This is a genomic window from Helicobacter monodelphidis (assembly GCF_003288845.1).
GTDB lineage: Bacteria > Campylobacterota > Campylobacteria > Campylobacterales > Helicobacteraceae > NHYN01.
On the sequence record NZ_NHYN01000131.1, the window covers coordinates 1 to 309 of the forward strand.

Sequence of the window (309 nt, forward strand, 5' to 3'; positions counted from 1 at the left end):
TGGTGCATACTTTGCAAACTCTAAAAAGACATCACCTTTGGAATAAGAGCTAAAATCAGACTTTGAACCAAAAAATCTTGCAAGTCGATTCTTTTTGTCATCTTCCATTACGACTGCCCAAGTATCTGCTTTTATAGCTCTTTCCTCATCTTCTTGTGTAAAAGTTTGAATAACTTTGAGTGTTTTAGGATTATATTCATAGACGATAGGTAAATTATCCAAATATTCCTTAGAAAAATCCTCTCCATAGGCAGGAGATTCCAAGACTTGTGAAAAGAGTTGATAGATATTGCCAAAGCTTTTAGCAAT

General features: G+C 34.0%; 1 protein-coding gene. It reads right to left on the reverse strand.

Annotated features, from left to right (window positions below; translation table 11 throughout):
* Nucleotides 1-309, reverse strand: a 309-nt coding sequence (locus tag CCZ01_RS10725; RefSeq protein ID WP_458692874.1) for a hypothetical protein, incomplete at both ends; no start/stop codon positions are given.